Source organism: Proteus sp. CA142267 (assembly GCF_003336825.1).
In the GTDB taxonomy this organism is placed as follows: domain Bacteria; phylum Pseudomonadota; class Gammaproteobacteria; order Enterobacterales; family Enterobacteriaceae; genus Proteus; species Proteus terrae.
Window position 1 is genome coordinate 51,001 of sequence record NZ_QPMG01000010.1, and the last position, 19,110, is coordinate 70,110.

General features: G+C 36.2%; 14 protein-coding genes. 6 read left to right on the top strand and 8 right to left on the bottom strand.

What is annotated here, in order from left to right:
• Positions 1-157: 157 nt before the first annotated feature.
• The 4 genes from gntR to C0T34_RS15130 all read left to right on the top strand — a co-directional run bounded on the left by gntR (position 158) and on the right by C0T34_RS15130 (position 4,453).
• Positions 158-1,153, top strand: coding sequence for a gluconate operon transcriptional repressor GntR (gene gntR / locus C0T34_RS15115; protein WP_098941815.1), 996 nt, complete (start codon positions 158-160; stop codon positions 1,151-1,153).
• Between the two features lie 322 nt (positions 1,154-1,475).
• Complete coding sequence (gene gntK, locus C0T34_RS15120; protein ID WP_098941816.1) at positions 1,476-2,030, top strand: gluconokinase; 555 nt, start codon at positions 1,476-1,478, stop codon at positions 2,028-2,030.
• A complete protein-coding gene (gntU, locus tag C0T34_RS15125) occupies positions 2,027-3,364 on the top strand; it encodes a gluconate transporter (RefSeq protein ID WP_098941817.1) in 1,338 nt (445 codons plus the stop codon). The genes gntK and gntU overlap by 4 nt, the downstream gene beginning before the upstream one ends.
• A gap of 150 nt (positions 3,365-3,514) precedes the next feature.
• Positions 3,515-4,453: a methyl-accepting chemotaxis protein gene (locus C0T34_RS15130; protein WP_098941818.1), complete on the top strand. Its 939-nt coding sequence runs from the start codon at positions 3,515-3,517 to the stop codon at positions 4,451-4,453.
• A 68-nt stretch (positions 4,454-4,521) separates the two neighbouring features.
• Here C0T34_RS15130 and C0T34_RS15135 read toward each other — a convergent pair whose 3' ends face one another.
• From C0T34_RS15135 to C0T34_RS15165, 7 genes are all read right to left on the bottom strand, one after another.
• Positions 4,522-5,754, bottom strand: a complete 1,233-nt coding sequence (locus C0T34_RS15135) for an SGNH/GDSL hydrolase family protein (RefSeq protein ID WP_098941819.1) — start codon at positions 5,752-5,754, stop codon at positions 4,522-4,524.
• Positions 5,729-6,931 carry an SGNH family hydrolase gene (locus C0T34_RS15140; RefSeq protein WP_098941820.1) on the bottom strand — a complete coding sequence of 401 codons (1,203 nt, stop codon included), beginning with the start codon at positions 6,929-6,931 and terminating at the stop codon, positions 5,729-5,731. The genes C0T34_RS15135 and C0T34_RS15140 overlap by 26 nt, the downstream gene beginning before the upstream one ends.
• Positions 6,918-8,336 carry an MBOAT family O-acyltransferase gene (locus C0T34_RS15145; RefSeq protein ID WP_098941821.1) on the bottom strand — a complete coding sequence of 473 codons (1,419 nt, stop codon included), beginning with the start codon at positions 8,334-8,336 and terminating at the stop codon, positions 6,918-6,920. Before C0T34_RS15145 ends, C0T34_RS15140 begins: the two co-directional genes overlap by 14 nt.
• Before the next feature lie 163 nt (positions 8,337-8,499).
• Positions 8,500-9,294, bottom strand: coding sequence for a protein bax (locus tag C0T34_RS15150; RefSeq protein ID WP_098941822.1), 795 nt, complete (start codon positions 9,292-9,294; stop codon positions 8,500-8,502).
• Between the two features lie 275 nt (positions 9,295-9,569).
• Positions 9,570-10,724: a DUF4056 domain-containing protein gene (locus tag C0T34_RS15155; RefSeq protein ID WP_098941823.1), complete on the bottom strand. Its 1,155-nt coding sequence runs from the start codon at positions 10,722-10,724 to the stop codon at positions 9,570-9,572.
• Entirely contained in the window at positions 10,724-11,866 is a 1,143-nt protein-coding gene (locus C0T34_RS15160; RefSeq protein WP_109850409.1) for a BamA/TamA family outer membrane protein, read from the bottom strand. Before C0T34_RS15160 ends, C0T34_RS15155 begins: the two co-directional genes overlap by 1 nt.
• The gene (locus C0T34_RS15165; RefSeq protein WP_109850410.1) at positions 11,866-12,867 is read right to left on the bottom strand and encodes a hypothetical protein; all 1,002 of its coding nucleotides are present in this window, start codon (positions 12,865-12,867) and stop codon (positions 11,866-11,868) included. Before C0T34_RS15165 ends, C0T34_RS15160 begins: the two co-directional genes overlap by 1 nt.
• Positions 12,868-13,223: 356 nt before the next feature.
• Here C0T34_RS15165 and C0T34_RS15170 point away from each other — a divergent pair, with 356 nt between their 5' ends.
• Positions 13,224-13,679 (top strand): regulatory protein RecX, encoded by a 456-nt coding sequence (locus C0T34_RS15170; RefSeq protein ID WP_098941826.1) that lies wholly within the window; start codon positions 13,224-13,226, stop codon positions 13,677-13,679.
• Positions 13,680-13,683: 4 nt separating this feature from the next.
• Here the strand turns inward: C0T34_RS15170 and C0T34_RS15175 are convergent, their stop codons facing one another.
• Entirely contained in the window at positions 13,684-14,556 is an 873-nt protein-coding gene (locus C0T34_RS15175) for a LysR family transcriptional regulator (RefSeq protein ID WP_162556836.1), read from the bottom strand.
• A gap of 424 nt (positions 14,557-14,980) precedes the next feature.
• Here C0T34_RS15175 and C0T34_RS15180 point away from each other — a divergent pair, with 424 nt between their 5' ends.
• Positions 14,981-19,093 (top strand): neuraminidase-like domain-containing protein, encoded by a 4,113-nt coding sequence (locus C0T34_RS15180; RefSeq protein ID WP_109850412.1) that lies wholly within the window; start codon positions 14,981-14,983, stop codon positions 19,091-19,093.
• The last annotated feature ends 17 nt before the right edge of the window (positions 19,094-19,110 follow it).

The following is a 19,110-nucleotide window of genomic DNA, read 5'->3' on the forward strand; positions in this document are numbered from 1 at the left end:
TTTGGCTTAAGTCAAGGGATCATCAGTCAAAATCAAATCTAAGCACACATCTGCAAAACTTTATTCGAAATAGTGTATAACCTAAGGCTATAATCAGCATTCTTGGAAAATTAAAGCGCGTATTAATACGAGTGTTTTTGGATAGTTGCGATATAAAATGAAGAAAAAACGCCCCTCATTACAGGATGTCGCTTCACGAGTTGGTGTTACCAAAATGACAGTGAGTCGTTTTTTGCGTAATCCCGAGCAAGTCTCTGAAGCTTTACGAGAAAAAATTGCGCGCGAATTAGATAGCCTCAATTATATTCCTAATCGTGCCCCTGATATTTTATCGAATTCGACCAGTCATGCGATTGGGGTATTGCTACCTTCTTTAACTAACCAAGTTTTTGCTGAAGTTATTCGTGGCATTGAATCAGTAACCGATAAATACGGTTATCAAACCATGTTAGCACACTATGGATATCGTGCTGAAAAAGAAGAAGAGCGCCTACTTTCACTACTCTCTTATAATATCGATGGGCTAATTCTCGCTGAAAGAACGCATACACCAAAGACAATAAAAATGTTAGAAACTGCAGGTATTCCTGTGGTAGAAATCATGGATAGCGTTTCACCTTGTTTTGATTCGGCAGTGGGATTAGATAACGTTGACGCTTCAGAACAGATGGTCAATGAAATGATCAAACGTGGATGCAAACGGGTTATCTATCTTGGTGCTAGACAGGACGAACGAACTTTAATGCGTTTACAAGGTTATGAAAAAGCAATGCAAAATGCGGGCTTACCTATTGGCAATGTGATGACGCCAAAAAGCTCATCTTATTCGCTAGGGGCTGAGTTATTACATGCTGCCCGTAAGCAATATCCTGATTTAGACGGACTTTATTGCACTAATGACGATATCGCAATTGGTGCCATTTTTGAGTGTCAACGTTTAGGTATGTCTGTGCCAGAGGATATTGCGATATCGGGTTTCCACGGGCACGATGTTGGACAAGTGATGACGCCTCGTCTGGCGAGTATCTTTACCCCTCGTGATGAAATGGGGCAACAAGCTGCTGATTTATTGCTTAAGCGAATGAAAGGCAAAATTGCTCGTGGCCAAGTGATTGATGTTGGTTTCCGCATTATTACTGGCGAAAGTATATAATAAATTAACTCATTGATAATTTAGAAAATAATGTTTTTAAAACCCTATTGTTACGTTTGTAACAGTAGGGTTTTTTTATTTGATATGCCTTCTTTCTTTCAGTGTTATTACTCCCAATTTGGCTGTGAATAAAAAGAAGTTGGTCAGATATTTTGTTGTCATTTTGTAGATCATCTTACTTTCATTTGAGAGTAGCTTCACATTTTCACTTCTTAGTTGATCTTCGTTGTTGTATTTACCTTGCCACTTCGGATATGTTACCCGTAACAGTTACGGGTAACATTACAAAAAAGACTTAATATCTGCCTTAAAGGAGCATTCTATGAACGATACCCAATCCCTACACCATGTTTTCATCTTAATGGGGGTATCAGGCAGCGGTAAATCTGCGGTCGCAAGTGGTGTAGCACAACGCACAGGTGCTGCATTTTTGGACGGTGATTTCCTCCATCCTCGCTCAAATATTACTAAAATGGCATCAGGCCATGCTTTAAATGATGAAGATCGTAAACCTTGGCTACAAGCATTAAATGATGCCGCATTTGCAATGCAAAGAACCAATAGTGTTTCGTTAATTGTTTGTTCTGCATTGAAAAAACAGTATCGCGATATGTTAAGAGACGGCAATCAATGCCTGCACTTTTTATATTTAAAAGGTGACTATGCGCTGATTGAAAGTCGTTTAAAAGCGCGTAAAGGGCACTTCTTTAAACCTCAAATGTTAGTGACACAATTTGAAACCTTGGAAGAGCCAACAACAGCTGAAAACGATGTGTATGAAATTGATATTTCAATGCCACTTGATGATGTGATTGAAAGTGCAATTAATAAGATAAATTCAGTCACTCAAGGGACTTTTGAAGGGGAAACGGTATGAGTACATTAACACTTGTGCTAACGGCAGTTGGCTCTGTTTTATTACTGCTCTTTTTTGTTATGTATGCACGTTTACATGCTTTTATTGCATTAATGATTGTAGCCATTGGTGCGGGTATTTTCTCAGGCATGCCTTTGGAAAAAATCACACAAACCATGCAAAACGGAATGGGAGGTACTTTAGGTTTCCTCTCTATTGTTGTCGCACTGGGTGCAATGTTTGGTAAGGTGCTGCATGAAACTGGGGCATTAGACCAAATCGCAGTACGATTATTAAAATATTTTGGTGAGAAACGTGCCAACTATGCATTAGGTATCGCAGGTTTAATTTGTGCTTTACCTCTGTTCTTTGATGTGGCCGTTGTCTTATTAATTGGTGTTGTATTTGCTGTTGCTCGCCGTACAGGTGGCAATGTAGTGAAAATGGCAATCCCTTTATTTGCAGGTGTTGCAGGTGCAGCCGCCTTCTTATTACCGGGGCCAACACCGATGTTGTTAGCTGACCAAATGAATGCAGATTTTGGTTGGATGATCTTAATTGGTCTGTGTGCGGCTATTCCGGGAATGTTATTAGCAGGTCCTATCTTTGGTAACTTTATCAGCCGTTACGTTACCTTAGAATTACCAAAAGATTTGTCTGAACCAAGTTTAGGTCAGAACAAAATGCCTTCCTTTGGTTTTAGTCTTGCACTGGTGTTATTACCTTTAGTGTTAGTGGGATGCAAAACCATTGGTGCACGTTTCGTTGAGAAAGGTTCAGAGCTGTATAACATTCTTGAATTTGTTGGTCATCCATTTATCGCTATTCTTGTCGCGTGTTTAGTGGCTATTTACGGCTTAGCAATCCGTCGTGGTATGAGTAAAGAAAAAGTGATGGAGATTTGTTCTGCTGCAATCCAACCCGCAGGGATCATTTTACTGGTAACAGGTGCTGGTGGTGTCTTTAAACAAGTGTTGGTAGATTCTGGTGTCGGCCCTGCATTGGGTAATGCTTTAATTGGTGCAGGTATGCCAATCGCAGTCGCATGTTTTATTCTGGCTGGTGCAGTGCGTGTTATTCAAGGTTCAGCAACAGTTGCTTGTTTAACTGCTGTCGGTTTAGTTTTACCTGTTATCAATGAGCTGGGTTACAGCGGTGCTCAAATGGCTGCATTATCAATCTGTATTGCGGGTGGCTCTATTATTCTTAGCCACGTTAATGACTCTGGTTTCTGGCTGTTTGGTAAATTTACGGGTGCAACAGAAGCTCAAACCTTAAAAACATGGTCATTAATGGAAACTATTCTTGGCACAACAGGTGCTGTGATCGGTATGATTTTCTTCACATTCCTTTGATATCTAATCTTTATTTTTCATATTATTAGCGCGTCCTTTGACGCGCTTTTTTCATTGCTATAAATGACTATCAAATATGACAGAAAATACCTTGTGTCTCATTAACCTATAGGTTTCTTTATTCGGTGGGCATATTGGGGTTGTCATATTATGGTTGACTATAATTCGCTTTTTATTAAACACACAGATTGTAATATTCACACAATCACACTTATACGTGATTCGATTTTAGCATCAAGCAATAAGCTACAAGATAAGCTTAATTTGCTCGATGAGATGGAACATCTATTTAGCAAGATGCTGGATAATTCCCGCTTATTAACTCAATTTTTAAATGAGGTTGATACCCATTTTACGCATAGTCGAGAAGAAATAGAAAATTTCTCTAGTTGGCTAAAAAAGATTAAAGAGAGCGCCAGCAATATTGATAGGCTTTCCAGTCAGGCGAACCTTTTATCGATAAATTCAGCGATTGAAGCCGGACATATAGGGCGAGAAGGCGCGGGATTTTCAGTCTTAGCCCAAGAGATGAAAAAGTTGTCATTAGAAATCCAGAAACAAGCTTCTTCTATTGCCAGCATAAATAATAATTTAGGTGCTCGTTTTATTCCTGTTAAAGAAACCACAGAAAAAAACCAAGAACAGGTTCAACAAATCAAAATACAGGTAGAAGAAGGACATCAAAATTTAACGTCATTGTCAGAACAAGTGAGCGAGCTTAAACATATTTTTACTTTTATTTCGATGCAACAGTTTTTTAATACCGTCAAACTCGATCATGTTTTATGGAAAGAAGCTATTTATATTCATTTATTAAATAATGATGATGAGCACTGTGTTAATCAACACACTGAATGCCGATTAGGGAAATGGTATTACCAAGGTGATGGTCGGAAATTTGCTGGTACAGAGGCTTTTCGTCGTTTAGAAGAGCCTCATAAATTAGTACATGAATGTGGGCGTTTAGCGCTAAGTGCCAACATAAATGGCAATCAAGAGGCTGTAACGCAATATATAGAACAAATGGAACAAGCTAGTGTTGGTGTTATCAAATATGTGGATGCGTTATTAAATTCAGAGTCTTACTAATTAAATAATAAAAATAAGAAAAGCAAAAAGGAGCGATAAGCTCCTTTTTGTGTATTGAAAAGAGAGAACTAGCCTTTGTTCATTAATGTGTTCAATTGGCTATAAAGTGTGTTGGCACTGCTTTCATAACCTTCACGAGAAAGATGAACACCATCAGGTCTTGCTAAATCATACAATGCCCACGCTTTTATAGAGCACTCTCCACCCATATAATCACGCCAATCCCAAAACAGCGTTTTCTCTTGTTGGGCGACTTCTTTTTGAATTCTGATTATACCACTTAGCCATTGGGGCTGTTGTGAACGGCAGTCAGGGGCTTCTTTATTTTTGATTGAGTCAGATGGCCCAATTAATAAAATAGCGCTATTAGGAGCTTGCTGGCGAATTTGGCGAATTTTATCCGTAAGCTGTTGGCGATAAGCACTTAAATCAAAAGTGTCATTAAAGGCTTCGTTCGTACCATAAGCCAAAATCACCATATCAGGATGTAATTGTCCTAACGTTTCAGTCCACTGTACGCCCCATTTATCCATCATGTTAATAGTGGCACCGTTAATGCCTAATGAGGAAAGCATGACGCCAGGTTGTTGATTGGTGATCAACCAACCGCCTAATTTAACCGGCTGATTTTTGCTAACTGTAATGCTGACGGGGAATGTTATGGCTGTTGGAACCGAAAATTGCCATTTACCTTGTGTTTGCGATAGTGAAAGAACTTTGCTTGTCGATGACTGAACATTCACTTGCGCTGTCGTTGGCGTTTTATAAAGTGCTTGTAATTGATAGCGTTGCTGAGTTACTGGGTTTTCAGATAACTGCAATTTTGCCCATTTAGCTTGAGGTTCACTAATAAAACCCCCTAATGGGAAATCAGGATCGCTATCTTTCCTGCTTGAAAGCAGTGTCCAAGCTTTTTTGTCACTTTGGTATTGTACGTTCGCAATACGCTGGCCTGCGATATTCGTTGGAGGAATAAAACCAATACCGCCATTACCATAGTCAGCCTGAAAACGTTCACGCAACTTACCACTGAAAAAATCAGCCGCAGTATGAGAATCCCCTAACTGAACGATATGCACCGTTTGGCGACCTTGCTGTAATTTCTTAACAAAGCCCGCAAAATGGGGATCATGGTAGTTATAAAGCTGTCTTGAACCATCAGCAGGTAATACTGTGGGTGTTGGGAGCTTTACTGTTTTTTCAGTGTCTTGGTTACAAGCAACTAAGAGCGAAACTAAAGCCAGTATGATTGAGCTACTGACTAAAGTTTTACGCTCAAGGATGTGCGTTATTTGTTTCATTTACAATAACCGTGTTTTTATCTTTTACATCATCGACTGCATTATCTTCTTTAATTTCTTCTTGAAGATGAATACGTGAGAATACGTGTTGAGCAATAATTTGCTGACCTTTTAAGCTAAAATGAATGCCATCACCGGCTCTTAACTTAACACGACTGCTACCATCGCCCATATAATCAGAATAAATATCTTTCTCATATTTAAACATATCATTGACGGAAAGGTAAATTTCGCCCATTTTCTCAGCTTCTTCACGGTAAAGTTTATCAAGATATGCCATACCTTCAGATAACTTCTGTTTACGCATATTAGGAGGCCCAACCCAAATCACCGTGACATTATTCTGTCTCGCATTTTCTATAATGCCTGCAATACGTGATCGGTAGGTAGATTCCCATGCTTCACTGGCAAATTTTAAGTAGCGTCCTCCACCATCAGGCGGCATATCCCAAGGATCGTTAGGGCCTAAAAAGACCACTAATAATTTGATAGAGTCGTCACTGGCTAAACGTGTCGCAATGGTTTGTGGCCAATTGAAAAAGCGTGGATAGGCAAGTCCTGTACTTTGTTTACTTAAATCGATACTGCTGATGTTGTAATCCGTTTGCAGTTGACGTTTAAGTAAAGGGGCAACACCTTGCATCATTGAATCGCCTGCAAATAACACTTTATCTTCTGGTGATAAGATAATTTCTGTTTTTGGGACGATAGGTTTTAAGGCTTCTAATGCCGCATCAGAGACGTCAGTAACAGAATGGTAAGGTAATCCACCCATTGCTTGCTTGCGCTCTAATAATTGAGGAAAGCGTTGCGTTAATTGAGTCGCTGGTCGTGTGTACCCATTAAAGAAGTGTAAGCCAACAGCAAAGCCTTCAGGAAGCTGCTCAGGGGCTGAGGTTTGCACTATTGGTTTAGCCTGATTATCAGGATGATTAACTTGTAGGTAATCTCCATAGCTTTCTACCGCAACGAATACGCCATCACGTAGTTGTCCACCTACTTGCCAAGCATAATAGTGAGAAAGCCCAGACCAAGGTGCAGGGCGATGATATTGTTGTTGCCAAAAACGCTCTAGTGATGTTTGGTTTAGCCAAATCAGAAAGAGGGTGCTGAATAGCACCATTAAGGCAACTTTTGCTGTCTTTTTTAAGTTTGAGCAGAAATCAAAAGCTGGCATAAATAAATCCTGGCACCCCATCTGGAGACAACATGAAAATAATCGTGAGGATCAACGCAAGTGGTAGAGGATAAACATACCACGGCACTCTTTTCTCAAGACGAGCCACAATACCCCGCAATGTGACAAAGCAAGGGTAAAGTAAGAAAAGTCCCCAGAACATAAAGAGGGTTAAGCCTTCAGCTTGTAATGACGCCCAAGCACCCACACTAAAGAGTTGCTGTATTAAAACTAAAGCATCTCCCACGGTTTGACTGCGGAAAAATATCCAAGCAAAGCAAACAAAGTGGAAAGTGATTATCCATGACAACAACATATTTAATGACGATAACGCGCTTGGTGGGGCATTTTTCTTCACTGGGAGGAGACGGTGTTTAATATTTAATAACACCACTCCAATCCCGTGAATAGCACCCCAAATAATAAAGGTCATAGCAGCACCGTGCCATAATCCAGAAATTACCATCGCGGCAAAGGCATTAAAATTTTGTCTAATCACCCCTTTACGATTGCCCCCTAAAGGAATATAGACGTAATCACGAATAAAGGTAGATAAACTGATGTGCCAGCGACGCCAGAAATCGGCTAAGTTTATTGCTAAATAAGGCGCATTAAAGTTGCGAGGGACAACAAAGCCCAGCAATAAGGCAATACCTGTAACAAGATTGGTGTAACCAGAGAAATTGAAATAGATATGCCATGCATAGGCATAAACCGCTGTCAGCACTTGTCCACTTTGCGCTAAATCGGGCGCATTAAATACCGGATCAACATAGTTTGTTGAGAACCAACCACTTAACCAAAAGAGTTTTGCGATAGCTAAAACAATCAGCATTATCGCCCCTTTATAATCAATGATTTTTCGTGTTGGAGCCTGAATTTGTGGTAGAAACTCTTTAGCGCGATTAATTGGCCCCGCGACTATACTTGGGAAAAAGCATAAATAAAGAACAACATCCAAAAACGGTGCTTTAGGGATCTCTTTTCGGCAAACAGAAACCACATAACTAACCGAATGGAAAATATAGAAAGAGAGACCTAATGGCGCAAGCAACTCAATAAGAGGCAGCTCAATACTGAGTCCCCATTGTTGGAATGCTTGTGTCAGCGTTTCTTGGAAGAATGAGTAATATTTAAAGGCGGTAAAATAGACCGCAACTAATAATCCTAATAGCCAGTATATGACTTTAGAGGATGTGTACTTAGTTAATATATTCGCCAGTAAATAAATAAAGAGTGTGTAACTTAATAAGATAATCGCAGGACGATAATCTGCATAAAAGAGAAAAGCATAACTTACTGTTATCAGTAGAATATTTTGGATCTTAACGTGCTTTTGGAAGAGCCAATATAGAACAAAAAAACTAACAAAGGCTCCGAGAAACTCGAATGAAAAAAAATTCATAAAGGGCTCTAAGGGTGTGATTTAAAAGTCATACCAAACGTGTTACCCCATATATTATGAATTCTAAGCAGGCTTTCAATCAAAAGATTATCTTGTGATAAATAAAAGCCACTTTTCTCTAGAAAGAAAAGTGGCTTTTTGTCAGATGAAAGCCTGTAAAGACTTAACTATCTTGTTTCGACTGTAACTGAACCTGAGTGATCAGTTTTTTATTTGAGTCGAACATTTCGGTCAGATAATCGTTATAACTTGAGCCCATTTCTGAGTAACCTTTCAAGTCAGTGATTAACTGGCGAGAGTCGAGTTGTTGCTGCGTCATTCTTTGCTGTGCTCTTGAGGAGCGCAATGAATTATAAGCGCGGTGCGTATTAAGATTACGCATATAAGCAATCACTGAGCCTTCAATATCAGGGTAGGCTGCATAGCCTTTGGTTTTCCCTGGAACGTTATTGCAAGACTGACTCCCACATCGCATACCGAATAGATTATTATTTTGTTGTGCCAACTTCGATGTTCCCCAGCCTGATTCCGTTGCAGCTTGCGTTGCGACAAAGTGTGTCGGAATAATATCAACGCGAGTCAGTAACGAATCCCAATTTACTTTTTTAGGGCTGGTACATGTGACGCCATAGTATTGACAGATTTCACGCAGTTTTTTTAAATCTGCGCTGCCCCAGTGCTGGGCTTTACGTTGAGCGGTTAACCACTCACGATCTCTCAAAATCTTATTATTAACATTGTCAATAATAGGAACTATGACATTTAAAAACGCTTTCTTACGCTGTGTTCCCGAAGGGTATTTTTTCAAATCTGGCAACGGTGTTGACGTGCTTTTGAAAGAATACGCCTGCAGTATCTGGGAACTGCTGGTACTGGTTGAAGCAAAACTTACACCAGTAAATAGTAGTGAAATCAAGAAAGCGAAGACGGCACTTGTCCTCATCAATTGAGAGGGCATTGCTTCTCCTCGTTTAACTGGATAAAAATCGAACGAATACTAGCAAATTACTTTTTTCATAGCTACAAAATATCGTCTCACATTAGGATAACTACGAGTGATTTGTTAAATAAATGTATAAGGTTTACTGGAAAGCCACGTTTTATAATCGCTTTTTTCCTTTAACAAAAAGTGCTTTTTTATCTTAAACTTAAATTTATCTTATGTAAAAAGACATGACTTAACCTAAATTTAGTAAAATTAAGCATTTTTAACGTGTCAATTTTGTTTGTTATTTAGTCAATTTTTGTTGTTTTTGGTCTAGTTTTATTATCAATTTCACGCGCTTTTTCTGTTAAATCAGTAAAATCCGCTTCACGCCAGTAGGTTTTAGGATGCGGTAAATTTCCCATTTCCTTTGTTGGCCAAAGCTGAAATTCTGCTAATTGTTCTAAAACGTAACCAGAATAAGCACTAGGTAAAGTGAGGTAGTGAGGGGGCGTTATTTCTTCGAAAGGTAACACTGGATACCGTTGGTCTGAGATATGATAATCACGCAGTAAAACTAAGAATTTATCGGGGACTCGTTGCTGACTATCCCACCATTGTCCATCAATAACATCAAACCATTGTTGCGTTAATTGGCGAGGTTGAGCCTCTAATTGGTAGAGCGCAGAGGGAATAATGCCTTGCATTGATTGATTATATTGTTCAAGGCTGGTGGCATGACCCTTTAAGATCAGTGTAAGAGAAAGCCTTGCTCCAATTAAATTGGAGTAGAGATCTTCGGGTGAAAATGCAGAGATACCTTCTGAAAAGCCTGGTACAGAGCGAAAACCATACCATTGTGCAATTTCATGCCATACCGCAAGGCGATAACCGAGGTGTGCGGCAAGATAGGCACTTAAGGTGTAACGCTCTAATTCGTTTTTAGGTGGCGTGAATGCGTTAAAGTGGATTTTACGTTGCGCCAACTCATCACTTAGCGTTAGCGTCCACTCTTGTCCTAATTTTGGATAGATATGGCTAAAGAGATAATAAGTATAATCCGCTGTATCACGAATATGGGCGATATCAAGAAATCCCCCTTTATGAGAATAAATTAAGCCAGATTTTTCACTTCCTAAGCCCAATACTGCACCTGTACCTAACCAAAAACTGTCGTTATAACGATGATTGCCCAATGCTGAGGCTTCGACAACGTTATCAATACGATAAAAAGGAATAGGGATTTCGAATGCTTTAACTTTTAAGTCGTAACCAAAGGCACAACAAGGTCTTAAGCCGTTGGGGGCGGTCAACGGTGCGGGTGTTTGCCAAAGCTGTGTTGCTTCTTCATCGGTAACGCTATCAAGATTGGCATGCAGAGATTTTACAGGAGTGACTTGAGTACAACCTGCAATAAATAAGAAGAAGACAATGGTGTTGATAAAAATAAACCGCTTAAACATCAAAATGCTTCACCTACTTGAAAATAAAATCCTGTACTTTCTTTACCTATACCAAAATCGAGACGTACATTCATACGTGGCTTAAATTCGAATCGATAGCCTACTCCGACACTCGGTAGCCAATGGCTTTTACCTAAATCACGCGCTTGGTCGCTTAACGTACCACCACCAACCCAAAGTGCAATGCCATGACGCCAATCGAGTTTTTGACGGTACTCTACTTGGGTTGAAAATACATGATTATCTTGATATCGCCCTTCGTAATAGCCTCGCATTTGGTGTCCATTGCTCAATTTAGATAATTGGCTCCAAGGTACATCACCTGATGTGAAACGGGCATAATTATCAAATGCTAATACCGAATTATCACTTAAGGGATAATAGTAGTTATATTGTATCTGCGTCGCATTAAAGCGGTTATTACTGCCCGTATCTGGTGAATAATGGGTATAACTGATATCAAAAGCCTGACCTTGATAAGCATTCGGTAAGAAATCGCGACTATCGTAAGTAAAGCGAACCGTTAATCCCGAGCTGGTTGAACGTAAAGGTAAATCACGTGCATTCATATAGTCTTTAAAGGGATTATCTGGGGCAGCAGCTTGTAGATTGGAGTAATCCCACCCTAATCCTATATAGGTATTTTTGGTAATTTGTCGCAGTAAAGAGGGCGTTAAACGCAATTCTTGAGAGCGAAATTCGCCGAAATGATCTTTTACACGCCCTTCGTGATAACCCTCACCCCAATAATTGGTAGGTACATTATTTAATGTTCCTGTGAGATAAAAGCGCCAAGTGTCATCAGCCAGATAAGTGTAGTTGCTAAAGTTCATGCCAAAAGCGCCGGTTGATGAACCAAAGCCACTTAATGAGAGAGACGAGATTTTGCTATCAGGGCGACTATCCGCTTGATAAAGACCAACGAGGGCGATACCTACACCCAATTCTAGCTCTGGTGTATAAAATGGGCCTGGTAATACGCCCCAGTCGATAGTTTTACTGCGGTCGAAGTTATTTTCTCCCCCTAATCCAACTAGCCATTGGTCTATTTGTTGTCTATCGGGAAAGAGTTGAGCTTGTGCTGTATGCGAAATAAATAGGCTGGCAAATGCCAGCCCAAAAATAAAGGGGTATTTAACCATTAAAAACGGAACTCACCTGAAACAAAGAAGCTATTACGGTTGTTGAAACCAAGCTCAGTGATCACATTAAAATTACGAGTCACTTCTAAACGCGCACCTACAGTTTGGTTCCATTTATGAGCAAGATGTTGTTCAACGTCAAATTTGACGTTCCCAATTCCTTCTAGAAAATCAGGATTATTCATCATGTCATTTAGTTTACCTGGTAGATGTAATTTACTTACATCTCCTCTAAAACGTTGAGTAATATCTTGGTACATTGCACCTGTCCACACCTGTAATTTGGTATTACCTTGGCCTGAAATCAGTGGTGAGAAAACAAACTCATAACCCACACGAGGTGAAATCACTAACGCTTTAATATCACCATCTAAAATATCTAAGTTTGTTTTAGTGTAGTTTAAGTCAAAAGTACCAAAAAATTGGTTATAACCACCGGCTAAAGTAAAACCCGCACCATAGGTTTTACCCTTAAAATCAAGCTCAAATATCTCATCTTTAGCTAAGGACATAGGAAAGCCAAAATCCATAGATACGTCATTTAAGACTGTTTTTGATGTTCCTTTTGTATAACCGTATAAGCCGTATACATTCATAAAAGGGAAAACCCAGCTATCCAGCTTGAGCATATGAGTTTCACTTTTTTCACGAGTATGTCCTACATCAACTTTAACAACATCGCTCATTTCTAGCCATTTACTGGCATCAAACCCAATCTTATCCACAATAATATCTTGGCGTAGATTCATATAGCTATAGCTGGCACCAAAAGGCTCTGGAATATCATAACCGCGGGCACGGGCTTCATCGCCCCAAATGGGTAAAACACGAGATTGGCTTGCTGGAGTACGAGTATCTAATGAACCTTCATTATTTAAAGCAGTACCACCGGATTGGCTAACACTTAAAGAAAACAGTGGGCGATCGCTATCCGCATAAGAAAAACCGGTCGCAAGAAGAGAGGCGGTTAATACCACCTTATTTAAATTGGAAAAGTTCATACATAACCCACAGGAAATTAAAAAAGTAAGTAGTAAAAGAGTAGCGGAAAATTTTAATCTTTTTCTAATTGATGGTCACCAGCTATAAGTGCGATATACAGTAATTGATGCTTGTATTTCGAATTATTGTAGTATTATTAAGTGATTATTAAGTTAATATCCCTATTTTTCCTAAGAAAACCTTAATAAAACTAGTAGATTAAAATTATAAAAGAGAATGATAATTCTTCTTTTAATTATTACTGTTTTATTTCTCTCGATATTACTGATGAAATTATCATCGAAATAAGCTATTTCGATGATAAACCGTTATGATAATAGTTGCTTTATATGGACTCTTTTAATAAAGGAACGTTATGACCTATCAAGAGCTTTATCAGTACGCTATTTTTATGCTGTCTCGTCGTGATTACAGTACAAGCGAACTGCAACGTCGAATCGAACGCCGAATTCGCGAAATTGAGAAAGATTCACCGACTGCACCTGAATATTTGCCTCAAGTCATCGAACGCTTACTTGAAAGCCAATACCTAGACGACAGTCGTACCATTTATAGCTTCTTTCGCAGTTATTTAAATAAATCCTATGGGCCGTTACGTATTCGCCAAGAATTACGCCTAAAAGGATTTCCTAGCGAAATTATTGAACGCGTATTAGAAGAAACAGATACTGATTGGTACGCACTTTGCCAAGATCTTAAAGAGAAAAAATTCGGTACAGCTAAACCTAAAGATTTTAAAGAGAGAGCCAAGCAAATTCGCTATCTACAATATCGTGGATTTACCTCTGATTATATCAATGCGCTGTTTTAATTGATTAACGTAGTGTCATTGCAATATCAGCTAATTTTTTATCATTATTTTTTTTAAAATAGACCTTTTGATGTAAGAAAATATCAAAAGGAAATGGTGAGCGAATAAATTGAACCTCATCATTTGTGATCGTTGAAATATAATGAATATTTTCAGGCATAAAGCAGTAACCCGCCCCTACATCAACGCAGTGCAAGACATCTGCCATCTCTGTTAAGCCTAAAGTATGATATTGATAACCTTGATTTTTTAGCTTATCTAAAATCGTTGAAAATATGGGGTTTTGCAAAGTACTGCTTCTTTGTATTAAGGTTTCTTTGGCAAAAAATGTTTTGATGTTGGGATATTGTTCAAAGAGTTTTTTACTCACCAATAAGCCGACTTTTTGTGTGCATAAATTAATCGTATTAATGTTTTTATGAGGATAGTCAAATTCAAGAGAGGAAATAACAAGATCAAACTCTTTATCAAAAAGTTCTTCTTTAATATCATCAATATAACCATCTTCTAAAGATAGACTATATTGATTGTTTTTTTGTCGGATCTCCAACAGTTTTGTTTTTAAGTCAGGATAATAAAGACCATCTAATTTAATGGAGAGCGAGGTTTTATTCTCATTGGGATTCATTATCTGATTTTCAATTTTTCTAATTTTTTCATAATAGGGATGTAAACGATCATAAAGTGTTTTCCCCGCAGGGGTAAGATCCATTCCGCTTTTGGAGCGTTTAATCAGTGACTTACCTATTTGGCTTTCAAGTTCGTTAATTCCGTGGCGTAGTGCGGATGGGGTAACATTGATTTGTTCTGCAGCTTTGACTAGGCTTTGACAAGTTGCGACGGCAAAGAACTGATTTATTTTTCGTGAGAAAAACATGCAGGCGTTCTCCATATTTATTTATATATATCTTATGAATAAATAATCCTCCCAAATGGAATCGTTATATTGATATTTATCAATAATCATTTTGATGCGACTAAAAATGAAAAAAAGGATAAAGAATAAATTAAAAAAACAACAATACCGACTAATGTTGATAATAAATAAGCATATTTTTGATAAAAATAAAATCAAACGATTAATTGTTTTTTATTTCCGTATTTTAGTTATTAATTTTCTCTGTTTTTCTCAATCTTTTTTATTAAAAACCGCAATCAATCTATAAAGAATAAAAAAACTCAATATCAGGTTATAAAAAATTCAATTTTCAATTCTTATTTTCTTGGTATTTTAATTTTCGAGATGAAACGACGATTTTATTCTCTTAATTTTAAATTAACTTATATTAGGAAAATATTTAATGAAAAACATTAATACACTTTTAACGAAAATGAATTCTGATACAGTGGAAAATATCACGTTAAATGATCTAGCTCCCTTATCACTTCATGAAATCCACACACTGAGTGAAGAGAAACTTAGTTGGCATGAAGCAAAAACATTATATAAAGAAGCTCAAGAAGCTGCAAAAATTAATAAATTAAAAGAAGCTCATTATTTAACACGTAATAATCCACAAGTACAAAATGCCGTGGCTTTAGGTATTCAACCTCATGCTGCTCAAAGTAGTACGTTAGAAAATTGGATCCCAAATCGAGAGAACCACTATGTTGATTCTAAATCTGTGGCATCGATGTTTTCACCTGCGGGTTATTTAACTGAACTTTATCGTGAAGCAAAAGAAATACATCCTGGTAGCCCAATGTATCGTCTTGATAAACGTCGTCCTGATTTAGCACAATTAATACTTTCTCAAGACAATATGGATAAAGAAGTTTCTACTCTTTCTTTATCAAATCAAATTCTTACTACCGCACTGCAAAATAAATTGGGCAATGATAAAGATTTATTTCAAGAACTAGCAACAAATCGCGTAATGGGTGAAAATCCTTATCATCAGCCTTATGAAACTATTCGACAAACATTATTATTACGCGATGGCTTAGTTGATAAATTAATAAAGGCTAAAGATTATCTTAATATTTTAGATACAGAATGGATCTCAACGATTAATTCATCTATTTCTCCTGAATTATATGCTATTTTAACAGAATTAATCTCTGACGATAAAATTGATGAACTAATAGAGAAAAATTTCGGAAATAAAGACATCAGTTTAAAGAATAATTTAAAGTTCTTATCAGAATATTATTCTGTTTCAGAAGAAGAAATATTACCATTATTTAATATGCTTAAAGTAAATAATGAACTATCTGCAAAAAGTATGTTGGTATTAAATAAGATTATTCGCTTACATAAAGCAACAGGGATCTCTGTTGATAATCTATATATTTTAATTAAAACAAAAAACAATGATAATAATATTGACTCTGAGGTTATTCGTTCTATTCTTCATGTACAATATATTATGGAGAAATACAATGTTAATATTGAGCAATCTATAGTACTTAATGGTGCTGATATTAATCGCCAAACATTGAATAATTCTTTATCGCTATTTGATATTTTATTTAATTCTCCTCCATTAGGTAAAAGTAAATTTATTGCAGATAATAAACCACTTGATTTTCATTCATCATCTCCAGATGATATTATACGTATTAATACCTTAAAACGTGCATTTCATATCGATGATATTGGCATTGTTGCTATGTGGAAATTAGCTTCTGGTAAAAAAACGGGATTTACTTGTTCTATAAAGAATATATCACTGTTATATCGAGTATATTTATTAGCAACAGTACATAGTCTAGACATTTATTCTCTTTCTTTATTACTTGATATGTTACCTGAACCTTTCAGTAAACCCATTAATGAACAATCTTTATCAGATGATGCAGGTAATTTAATTTATACAATAGATAATTATTGTAACTTTATCAAAGAGTATAAGTTTAGTATTCCAGAACTATATTCAATGACAGCTAAAAAATATGATTTGTCTTATAATCAAGAAATGGAAAGACTCTTTAACGAGTTAATGAAATTTAATGATTTTTATATAGATGAATTCACCGAACGGGCAATTATACCGTGCTATTTACCTATACTAGGTTATCATTTATCCCTTCCTTCATTAAGTGTTGCCAATGCTGTATGGGAATATCTCGATAGTAATATGATATTAAACTTATCTATTGATGATTTTAGAGACTTGGTAAGGAAGGATGATAAAACATTAGAAGATAAAAATAAACTTGTTACTTATATAAAAATGTTGTGTCAAATGATTTCTATATTGACTAAGTTAGGATTGAATGAAAACGAAATAAATATATTGGGAGAAAGGCGTTTGTTTAATTATGAATCTGTTCTTCCTAATATCGAATCAATAAAAGATATATCTGAATTCCATCGTTTCTATTTAGATAAAATAAATAATAAAGATGAGCTAATTAACCTTTTTATCGGTTATGGAGCTGTTTCAATTTTATCAAAGGCATATGGAGTCTCTGGTGAGGTAATTGAGCAAATTATTTCTTTATTAAAACTGGATGATGAAATTAAATTTGATAATATCAAAGAAATCTCTAGCTATATTGATATGGTTAAAACATTTAACATCACACCAAATAACTTTAATCTATTAACTCAGTTAAAATTTTCTACAAGTGGAAATAAAGAAAAAGACTACTTGAATTGGGATAGAATTAGTAAAATTTTACAAAGCGGGCTAAATGCTCAACAAGTTATTTTACTAAAAGATAAAATGGATGAAAAAGAGAGTGTTGCACTCAGTGCATTTTATATTCATAAGTTTCAGGAATTAAATTTAGTAACTAGTGATGATATTTATCATTATTTACTAATTGATAATAAAGTTTCATCTGAAATAAAAACCACAAAGATAGAACAAGCTATTGCAAGTATACAGCTATATATTAATGAATTTTTATCTTTGGATATGAAAAATGCTAATTCACTTATTAAGTCTCGTCAATTTTTTATAGATTGGGATAAATATAATAAGCGTTATAGCACTTGGAGTGGTGTCTCTTTATTAGCTTATTATCCTGAAAACTATATTGATCCTACAGTACGTATTGGTCAAACTAAAATGATGGATACGTTGTTACAGTCAATCAGTCAAAATAGTATTAATAGTGATACGGTTGATGATGCATTTAAAACCTATTTAACTTCTTTTGAACAAATTTCTAATTTAGATGTGATTAGTGGTTATCATGATAGTGTGAGATTAGAAGATGGGCACACATATTTTATTGGTTGTAATGCGTCAGAAAAAGTAAGTTATTATTGGCGTAGTGCAGATCATAGTAAAATAAAAAAAGGAGTCATGGCAGCAAATGCTTGGACAGAGTGGACTAAAATTGAGAATGGTGCTAACCCTTACAATAATTTGATTCGTCCTGTTATTTTTAATAATCGATTATATGTTGCTTGGATTGAACAAAAAGAAACTGAAAGTAAAAAGTCTGAGAATAAAGAAGAAAGTACATCTACACCAATTTCTAAGCAGACACAATATAGTTTAATTTTATCACATATCCGTTATGATGGTACTTGGAGCTCACCTATTGATTTTCAACTGCCTAATAATATTATAGATAATGAAAAAGGAAATTTTTATTTAAGCTATAACGAAGAATTAGATAAATTATATTTTTTAACTTATGTCACAAGTGATATCTATAAAGATGAAAATAAAGAGTATCAAGTTTATTCTATTGATAATGAAATGGTGTTTTCTAATATATCGGATTTAAATGAGGAACGTGCAAAAAATATTTATATTAATGTGAAGTCTGAATTTGATTTGAGTAGTGAAAAACTCACTAAAAATATTAATAATAAATTTGCATTGAGAGGTAAATTAGCTTACTCAATATCTCACGATCCTATTGATGATATAAAAACAATGGACTCTCAACATGTCTCTTTTTCTGGAAGTTTAATTAATGGTGTCAGTGTAGAGTCGAAAAATAAAACATTATCTTGTTACCTTTCTGCTTTTGTTAACTGTAATATTAATTATGGACATTTTGCTCCTGCACCTATTAAAGATATCTTTAAAGGTTTATTAAAGAGTGGTTCTCTATTAGAGGATATTGTTTATACTTCAGGTAGTGTTGGTAAGTTGACAACCTTGTCTTTTAATGGAAAAACTGATTGTAGTTATTATTTAGGTTTTGATGTTATAAAAAATATAATTTACTTCTTTATTTACGATAATACTAAAGGTGCGGTAATTAACGGTTTAGATGTTAATAATGGAGAAGATTATAGCGTAGAACTGTCTTTTTTCACTAAACAGTCAAATGGTTTATTAAAATATACATCGAAAAATAAAACTGCCTTTACGCTTTCTAATGAATTAGGCAATTTCTCGTTACAACATTTTCTAGATAAAGAAACACCAAGATTTATTTTTTATGTTTCTGGAAAAACAACGAGTCAATTGCATATGGGAAAGGAGTATCTTACCCATTAACTATTAGTGATTTAAAT